1 protein-coding gene is annotated in these 543 nt (G+C 69.8%); it reads left to right on the top strand.

The genetic code is table 11. From position 1 onward, the window contains the following. Window positions 1-543 (top strand): proton-conducting transporter transmembrane domain-containing protein (locus HUK84_RS22465; RefSeq protein WP_374729416.1); only part of this gene is annotated, 543 nt, incomplete at both ends.

Raw genomic sequence — 543 nt, 5'->3', positions numbered from 1 at the left:
CCGCCGGCGCGCTGGCCACGCTCTCGGTGGGTGCTGCGTTCCTGCTGGCGCTCGGCACGGCGCGCCTGCTGTTCGCGACCCCGGACCATGTCCGCCGGGTCACGCTGTGGCAATGGATGCGCCTGGACGGGTTCGCGGTGCATATCGCCTTCGTCGTCGATCCGCTCTCCCTGGTGATGACGCTGGTGGTCACCGGGGTCGGGTTCCTGATCCTGCTCTATGCCTGCGGCTACATGCACGACGATCCCGACCAGGCGCGGTTCTTCGGCTGCATGACCCTGTTCGTCGCCGCCATGCTGGTGCTGGTCCTCTCCGCCGACCTGCTCTGCCTCTATGTGGGGTGGGAGGGCGTGGGCCTGTGCTCGTACCTGCTGATCGGCTTCTGGTACCGCCAGGCCGAAAACGGCGCGGCGGCGCGCAAGGCGTTCATCGTCACGCGGATCGGCGACGTGCTGATGCTGACCGGCCTGCTGCTGCTGGCCACGCGGACCGGCAGCCTGGACATCGCCCGGGTGCTCGACCGCGCCCAGGGCCTGACGGGCC

Source organism: Nguyenibacter vanlangensis, from assembly GCF_013376155.1.
GTDB lineage: Bacteria > Pseudomonadota > Alphaproteobacteria > Acetobacterales > Acetobacteraceae > Gluconacetobacter > Gluconacetobacter vanlangensis.
Note: the sequence above shows the minus strand (reverse complement) of the source record. Positions and strands in the feature narration are given on the sequence as shown.